At 73.9% G+C, this 8,393-nt stretch carries 5 protein-coding genes; 2 read left to right on the plus strand and 3 right to left on the minus strand.

All coding sequences use genetic code 11. From position 1 onward, the window contains the following. Window positions 1-115 precede the first annotated feature (115 nt). Window positions 116-2,497: a glycoside hydrolase family 31 protein gene (locus ACW69E_RS06525; protein WP_457497216.1), complete on the minus strand. Its 2,382-nt coding sequence runs from the start codon at window positions 2,495-2,497 to the stop codon at window positions 116-118. Between the two features lie 251 nt (window positions 2,498-2,748). Here ACW69E_RS06525 and ACW69E_RS06530 point away from each other — a divergent pair, with 251 nt between their 5' ends. Together ACW69E_RS06530 and ACW69E_RS06535 are read left to right on the plus strand one after the other, a co-directional pair. Further along, window positions 2,749-4,782, plus strand: a complete 2,034-nt coding sequence (locus ACW69E_RS06530; protein ID WP_457497217.1) for an acetoacetate--CoA ligase — start codon at window positions 2,749-2,751, stop codon at window positions 4,780-4,782. Between the two features lie 78 nt (window positions 4,783-4,860). Continuing rightward, window positions 4,861-5,787, plus strand: a complete 927-nt coding sequence (locus tag ACW69E_RS06535) for a hypothetical protein (RefSeq protein ID WP_457497218.1) — start codon at window positions 4,861-4,863, stop codon at window positions 5,785-5,787. A 68-nt stretch (window positions 5,788-5,855) separates the two neighbouring features. On the opposite strand, the gene ptsP is transcribed toward ACW69E_RS06535, so the two are convergent. Continuing rightward, window positions 5,856-7,526: a phosphoenolpyruvate--protein phosphotransferase gene (gene ptsP, locus ACW69E_RS06540; protein ID WP_457497219.1), complete on the minus strand. Its 1,671-nt coding sequence runs from the start codon at window positions 7,524-7,526 to the stop codon at window positions 5,856-5,858. 119 nt (window positions 7,527-7,645) lie between these two features. Then, window positions 7,646-8,095, minus strand: coding sequence for a PTS sugar transporter subunit IIA (locus ACW69E_RS06545; protein ID WP_457497220.1), 450 nt, complete (start codon window positions 8,093-8,095; stop codon window positions 7,646-7,648). Window positions 8,096-8,393 lie beyond the last annotated feature (298 nt).

Here is an 8,393-nt window from a genome sequence, read left to right on the forward strand (position 1 = left end):
GACGGCGAAGTGATCGGTTCCCTGATCGGCATGACCCCTCCGTCTACCAGGTGCCCGGCACACCGCGGAAGACCGCCCGCGCGCCCCGCGCGGACGCCCCGCGCCCTCCGTGCGCTCACGTCCCCGAGCCGCGCACCCGCACCGGGTACCCCACTTCCGGGCTCCCCTCCCGCGCCACCACCACCTCCTGGCCCAGCACCCGCACCGAGAACCGCTCCAGCTCCACCCGCCCGAAGCCGTCCCCCGGGTCCGCGGCCACCACCCCGCCACCCGTACGCCCGGGCGGCGGAGCCCACACCTCCAGCTCGGTCCCGCCCTCCGGCCCGGCCACCGGCACCACCGACCCCGCCCGGGCCAACACCGGTATCTGCGCCCGCGGAGCCTCGACGACCACCCGGCCCGGGCCCCTGTGCACCTGCCCCGTCGCCGTGTCGTACCACCACCCGCGCGGCAGCCGCACGGTACGGCGCACCACCCCCGGCTCCAGCACCGGCGCCACCAGCAACGCGTCCCCCAGCAGGAACGCGTCCTCGCACTCCCGCAGCGCCCGGTCCTTCGGCGCGGCCCACCACAGCGGGCGCACGTACGGAGCCCCCGAGCGGTGCGCCAGCCGGGCCAGCGTCGCGAAGTACGGCAGCAGCCGCTGCCGTTCGCGCAGCGCCGCCCGCACATGCTCCAGCACCTCCGGACCGAACTCCCACGGCTCCCGCCGCCCGGGACCCGGCACGGCCGGGGTGCGGAACAGCGGCAGGTACGCGGCCAGCTGGAACCAGCGCAGATACAACTCCGCCGACGGTCGCCGCGACCCCGCAGGACCCCCCACGTCCGCACCGCAGTACGGCACCCCGCACAGTCCCAGGCCGATCACCTGGGCCAGTGCGTCCCGCAGTCCCTCCCAGCCGGCCGACGTCTGATCCGTCCAGGTGCCGCCGTAGCGCTGCAGACCCGCCCAGCCCGAGCGCGACAGCAGCAACGGCCGCTCATGGGGCCGCAGACCCCGCAGCCCCTCGAAACCCGCACGTGCCATCGCCAGGGCGTAGACGTTGTGCGCCTCCCGGTGGTCGCCGCCGCGCGACTCCAGGCAGTGCCCGGCCGACCGGGGCAGCGTCGCGTCACCGAAGGCCGCCAGGGAGACCGGATCGTTCATCTCGTGGCAGAACCCGGCGAAACCCCGCGCCAGCCGCTCGGAGTACAGCCCTCCCCACCACTTGCGCACCCGCGGATCGGTGAAGTCCGGGTACACCGCCTCACCCGCCGGGCCCAGCCCGCGCACCGGCCCGCCCACCGGATCCCGGACGAAGGCGTCCTCGCCGAGCCCGCCGTCGTACACCGCATCACCCGGCTCCGCCCGCACCGCGGGATCCACGCACGACACCAGCCGCACCCCGTCCCCGTCCGGCCCGCGCAGCGCCTCCGCCAGGGCCGGCAGGTCCGGGAACCCTCCGGAGTCCACCGTGAACCCCCGCCGCCCTTGTTGGTGGCCCGCCCCCAGATGCACGGCGCTCAGCGGCAGCCCCCGCTCGGCGTACCCCGCCACCACCCGCCGCACCTCGCGCTCGCCCCCCGTCCCCCACAGGCCCGCCTGGTGGCCCAATGCCCACCGGGGCGGCAGCACGGGCGCGCCCGTCAGCGCCCGCCAGCCGTGCAGCACCCGCGAGGGCGCCCCCGTCAGCACCCAGTAGCGCAGCGGACCGCCCGACATCCGCACCTCGCACCGGCCCGGCCGGTCGTGACCGGAACCCGCGCCCTCCAGGCCCTCACGCAACGTCACCAGGCCGTCCCAGGAGTTGTCGTGGAAGACCAGATGGCCGCCCGCGTCCGCCACCACCCACAGGACCGGCATCGTCAGCGACCGCGCCCCGCGCCCGGTCCGGAACGGAACCGGACCGGCGTTCCACAGCCGGTACGGGCCGCCGCGAAGCCTCGGCCCCGGAGCCCGCCCGCCCAGGCCGAAGAACCGCGCGTCCGCCGGCACCTCCGAACGCTGCGTCCAGCGGCTCCCCGCACCACCCCGCGCACCCTCTTCCGCACCGTCCGCCGGCTCCCACCAGCGCGGCGGCAGATCACGGCGCAGCACCACACCGCCCGGGGTGCGCACCTCCACCGCACCCAGCCGGGTCACCGTCACCAGCACCCGCTCGGAGACCACCCGCCAGCCGCCGTCCTTGTCCGGCTCCAGCACCGCTCGCGGATCCGCCTGCGGATACGAGCCCGCCAGCGCGTACGACGGCTCGGGCGCCGCGCCGTCCCAGCCGCAGAACACCATCCCGCCCGCCGTCACCCGCACCCGCAGCGACGACCGCTCGAAGTGCACCACCCCACCGCCCGGCCGCGGCTCCGCCCCCCGCGCCGGACCCGGCACCCGCGCCCGTTCCCGGCCGCCGCGCGGCAGCGCCCGGGCGTCCGTGCGCCGCCCCCGCCACGCGGACCGCGCCGCACGCAACCCCTGCGCCGCACCGACCAATCTCACCGACCGCACCAGGTCACGTGCATCCATGCTGATCAGAGTGCCATCACCGGCGAGCGGCAGATGCCGCGTTCAACCGCCGTTCACCGGACGTCCCCCCGTGGTTGAACCACACCGTCCGGCCCCCCGGTATGGGGGAGCGGCCCTGGTGCGGAAACCGATCACATGGCACAGTCCTGCACAGCCGCCGCGCACCCGCACGCCCCCGGCCACCATCCCAGGGGCCGAGCGGTGCGGAGAGGCGAACGCACACGAAGCGTGAAAACAGCCCGGGAGCCGCCATGACCGCCGCGCACAGCGCCGCACCGACGACCGCAGACCAGCCGGAGCCCCTGTGGAGCCCCGGCCCCGACCGGATCGAGGGCGCCCGGATCACCCGCTTCCAGGCATGGGCCGCCGAACGATTCGGCGCCCCCGCCGCCGCCCCCGGCGACCCGGCCGCGAGCTACGCCGCGCTGCACCGCTGGTCCGTCGAGGAACTCGGAGCCTTCTGGCAGGCGGTCACCGAGTGGTTCGACGTACGCTTCACCACCCCGTACGAGACCGTCCTCGCCGACCCCGCCATGCCCGGAGCCCGCTGGTTCCCCGGCGCCACCCTCAACTACGCCGAACACGCCCTGCGCGCAGGCGAGGACCCGGCCCGCGCGGACACCCCCGCCCTGCTGTACGCCGGCGAGAGCCACGAACCGGTCCCCGTCACCTGGGCGGAGCTGCGCCGCCAGGTCGGCTCGCTCGCCGCCGAACTGCGCCGCCTCGGGGTGCGCCCCGGCGACCGCGTCAGCGGCTACCTGCCCAACATCCCCCAGGCCGCCGTCGCCCTGCTGGCCACCGCCGCCGTCGGCGGCGTGTGGACCTCCTGCGCCCCCGACTTCGGCGCCCGCAGCGTCCTGGACCGCTTCCAGCAGGTCGAACCGGTCGTCCTGTTCACCGTCGACGGCTACCGCTACGGCGGCAAGGAGCACGACCGCACCGGCACCGTCGCCGAACTGCGCCGCGAACTGCCCTCCCTGCGCGCCGTCGTCCACATCCCCCTGCTCGGCACCAAGGCCCCCGAAGGCGCCCTGGAGTGGAACGCCCTGACCGCCGCCGACGGCGCTCCGGCCGAACCGGTCTTCGAACCCGTCCCCTTCGACCACCCGCTGTGGGTGCTGTACTCCTCCGGCACCACCGGACTGCCCAAGGCCATCGTCCAGTCCCAGGGCGGCATCCTGGTCGAGCACCTCAAGCAGCTCGGCCTCCACTGCGACCTCGGCCCCGGAGACCGCTTCTTCTGGTACACCTCCACCGGCTGGATGATGTGGAACTTCCTCGTCTCCGGCCTGCTCACCGGCACCACCGTCGTCCTCTACGACGGCAGCCCCGGCCACCCCGGCACCGACGCCCAGTGGCGCGTGGCCGAACGCACCGGCGCCACCTTCTACGGCACCTCCGCCGCCTACGTCATGGCCTGCCGCAAGGCCGGCGTCCACCCCGGCCGCGACCTCGACCTCTCCCGCGTCAGGTGCGTCGCCACCACCGGCTCCCCCCTCCCGCCCGACGGGTTCCGCTGGATCCACGACGAGGTCGCCCAGGACATGTGGATCGCCTCCGTCAGCGGCGGCACCGACGTGTGCAGCTGCTTCGCCGGCGCCGTCCCCACCCTCCCCGTCCACATCGGCGAACTCCAGGCCCCCGGCCTGGGCACCGACCTGCAGTCCTGGGACCCGCACGGCAGGCCGCTGGTCGACGAGGTCGGCGAACTGGTCGTCACCCGCCCCATGCCGTCCATGCCGATCCGCTTCTGGAACGACCCGGACGGCTCCCGCTACCGCGACAGCTACTTCGAGATGTTCCCCGGCGTGTGGCGGCACGGCGACTGGACCACCCTCACCTCACGCGGCACCGTCGTCATCCACGGCCGCTCCGACTCCACCCTCAACCGGCAGGGCGTCCGCATGGGCTCGGCCGACATCTACGAGGTCGTCGAACGCCTCCCCGAGATCCGCGAATCCCTCGTCATCGGCGCGGAACAGCCCGACGGCGGCTACTGGATGCCCCTGTTCGTCCACCTAGCCCATGGCGTCCGCCTCGACGACGCCCTGCGCGACCGGATCAAGCGGGCCATCCGCGAACAGCTCTCACCCCGGCACGTCCCCGACGAGATCATCGAGGTCGAGGGCGTCCCCCACACCCTCACCGGCAAGCGGCTGGAGGTCCCGGTCAAACGCCTCCTCCAGGGCGCCGAACTCGACAAGGCGGTCAACCCCGGCTCGGTCGACGACGTAGCGCTCCTGCGCTTCTACGAGCGCCTGGCCAGGGAACGCCGCACCTCCTGAGCCTGTCCGAGGCCCGTTGTCAGCCCCCTCGATTACGGTGAGTCGCCAAACGAACACACCATCGAGGGGGATGGCGACATGCCACACCACGAAAGGCGCGACCGCCGCGGGCCGGAGACGGCGCGGAGGGCCCTGCGCCGCGAGGCGCCCAGCACGGTCGCCGTCGTGGCCGATCCGGCCGGCTTCGCGGCCATGCGCCGCTACACCACGTTCACCTTCGACGATCACCACCGCTACCTGCGGCAGACGGAGGGACTGCTGCGCTCACTCACCACCCAGGGCGTCCACACCCGTGTCGGTCTCTTCGAGCCGGACGACTACGCGCACTTCTGCGCCCAGGAGCGGATCGACCCCGACACCCCCGACAGCCGCGCACGCTACGTGGCCGAGATCGCCGCGACCGGCGCCACCGTCCGCTACCGGGGACAGCCCCTGGACCGGCTGCTGCCCCTGCTGCTCGACGGCTGGGAGCGCCAGGACGCCGGGGAACGCGCCACCGACACCCTCACCGGCCTCGGCCGGTGCCCCGGTTGCGGAAAAGACCTGGAACAAGAGGCCCTCGACGCCGCCTCCGGCATCCTGGACCGGCTCACCGCCGGAGCCGGCCCGGGCACCCACCACCTGGTGTGCAGCGTCACCGGGGCCACCGGCCCCCTGGTCGCCGTCCTCCACACCGAGCGGACCTCACGCGGCGGTACGGGAGCGGCCACCGCCGAGGAGTCGGCCTTCCGCACGGTGCTCGCCGCGGGGCTGGCCACCGGACGGCCGGGGGGAGTGGTGATGCGCACCATCCGCGACGGCGACGAGCAGGTGCGCGGCTGGAGCCTGAACGACGGCCGCCTCCGCCCCCTCACCGAGGCAGAGGTCTTCTCCGCCTACTGCACCGACGCCCGCACCGGAGGGCCGGTCCCACCGGAGCCAGGCCTTGTCTACCGGGCCGGCTTCCCGCTGCCGGAGCACACGGCGGAGGACCGAAGGCACGAGCGGCGAAAGGACGACCACTGACTCCCGCCCTCCGGTTCCGGCCGTCCCGCTGCGGGACGGCCGGAACCCCACACCCCGACGAGCAACGCTCACTCCCCGGAGAGCACCGACTGCGCGGCCGCCCGCGCCTGCTCACCGCTGTCCGACGCACGCGCGGCTGACGCCGCTCGCTCGCACTGCGCCATGGTCCGCCTGGACAGCTCCGCACGTACGTGGGGAATGGCCTTCGCACCCATGGACAGGCTTGTGACACCCAGCCCGACCAGCACACACGCGAGCAGCGGATCGGAGGCGGCCTCACCGCAGACACCGCAGCCCTTGCCCTCGGCCCCGGCGGCCTCCGCGGACATGGCCACCAGATCCAGCAGCGCCGGCTGCCACGGATCCTGGTAACGGGCCAGCGCGCCCACCTGCCGGTCGGCGGCGAAGGTGTACTGCGCCAGGTCGTTGGTGCCCAAGGACAGGAACTCCACCTCCTGCAGCACCGACCGGGCCCTCAGCGCGGCCGAGGGGACCTCCACCATCACGCCGAACTTCGCCCGCAGCCCCGCGTCCCGGCAGGCGTCGGCGAACGCCCTGGCGTCGGCCCGGTCGGCAACCATCGGCGCCATGACCTCCAGATACACCGGCAGCCCCTCGGCGGCCCTGGCGAGCGCCCGCAACTGGGTGCGCAGCACCTCGGGACGGCCGAGCAGCGTACGCAGCCCGCGCACGCCCAGCGCGGGGTTGGGTTCCTCGGCGGGGGTGAGGAACTCCAGCGGCTTGTCCGCGCCCGCGTCCAGCACCCGCACCACCACACGCCCCTCCGGGAACGCCTCCAGCACCTGCCGGTACGCCTCTACCTGCTTCTTCTCCGACGGCGCCTTCCCACCGGAGTCCAGGAACAGGAACTCGGTACGGAACAGGCCGACCCCTTCCGCACCCGCCTCCACCGCGGCCGCCACATCCGCCGGACCGCCGATGTTCGCCAGCAGCGGCACCTTGTGCCCGTCCGATGTCGCGCCCGGGCCGGTGGCGGACGCGAGCGCGGCCCTGCGCTCCCCGGCGGCCCTGAGCATCTCCTCCCGCTGCTCCGGGTCCGGATCCACGGTGACCACGCCCGTACTGCCGTCCACCGCGACGACCGTCCCCTCGGCCAGTTCGACGGCGCCCCGCAGGGCCACCACCGCGGGCACTCCCAGTGCCCGGGCAAGAATGGCGCTGTGGCTGGTGGGGCCGCCCTCCTCGGTCACGAGACCGAGGACGAGCGACGGATCCAGCAGCGCGGTGTCCGCGGGTGCCAGATCCCGCGCGACCAGCACATAGGGCCTGTCGCTGTTCGGCACCCCCGGCATCGGGACCCCGAGCAGCCGGGCGACGATCCGGTTCCGCACGTCGTCCAGGTCCGCGACCCGCCCGGCGAGGTAGTCGCCGGCCCCCGCGAGCAGCGCCCGGTACGCGGCGAGCGCGTCGTACACCGCGCGCTCGGCGGTGCTGCCCACGGCGATGCGCCGTTCGACATCGGCGATCAGCTCCGGGTCCCGGGCCATCATGGCCTGGGCCTCCAGCACGTCCTGGGCCTCACCGCCCGCGAGGTTCCCCCGCGCGGTCAGGTCGGCGGCCACGGCCTCCACCGCCTGGCGCGCTCTCCTTCGCTCGTGCGGCACCTCGTCCCGGGTGGTCTGCCGGGTCGGCGGTTCCAGCTCGGCGGTGCCCATGTGCCGCACCTCGCCGATCACCAACCCGTGGCTGACGCCGATCCCTCGAAGCGTTGTCTCCATCTCACCTTCACCCTCGCCCGTCTCCGGATCTCCGACCGGTTCAGTCTCGTAGGCGGAACGCGTCCGCCTACTGCCCGCCCCTCCCGCCAAGGCCCCGCGGCCGGCGGGAGGGCGGTGGGTCACCGCCAGGTGAACAGCGTGCCGCCGGAAGGCACGTCGACGCCCTCGGCCACGTCGGCGAGTGCGTCGGGAGTGGTCTCCAGCGCGACGACCGGGCAGACCGGAGACTTCCCCGAGGCCTCCACCTCGACCGGGTTCCAGCGGACGATCGGGTCACCGCGCCGTACGGTGTCGCCCTTGGCGGCCAGCAGTTCGAAGCCCTGGCCGTTCAGCTGCACGGTGTCGATGCCCAGATGCGTCAGCACCCCGTGCCCCTCAACGTCCACGACGACGAAGGCGTGCGCGTGCAGTGAGACGACGATGCCGTCGACCGGGGCCACGGCGACGGATGGTCCACGGACCGGATCGACGGCGGTACCGGGCCCCACCATCACTCCGGAGAACACCGGATCCGGCACGGCCGCGAGACCGATGGCACGCCCGGCCAGCGGGGACGTCACGGTGGTCATGGAAGCCTCCCAGGCGCGGGGACCGAGCGGTCACCGTCGTCGTGTGTCCTGACTTGTCCTGAATCGGCGAGCTGATCAGAAGCGTATGACATGGGGGCCGCCGGTTCCGGTGAGCACGCGCGTGGCGGCCTGTCCGGGTCCGTCGGCCCGATTTGCCTCTGCATCCGTCCACCTGTACTCTCGTACCTCCGTCCGGCGCCATTGGTGCCCGTGACGTCCGACCTCGTCTCCCTCTGAGAAACCGGTTCGGTTCTGCACGTTCGCAGAGAAGACCGGATTTCAGAATTCAGAGGAGGGG

The sequence above is a fragment of the Streptomyces sp. SS8 genome (genome assembly GCF_054072955.1).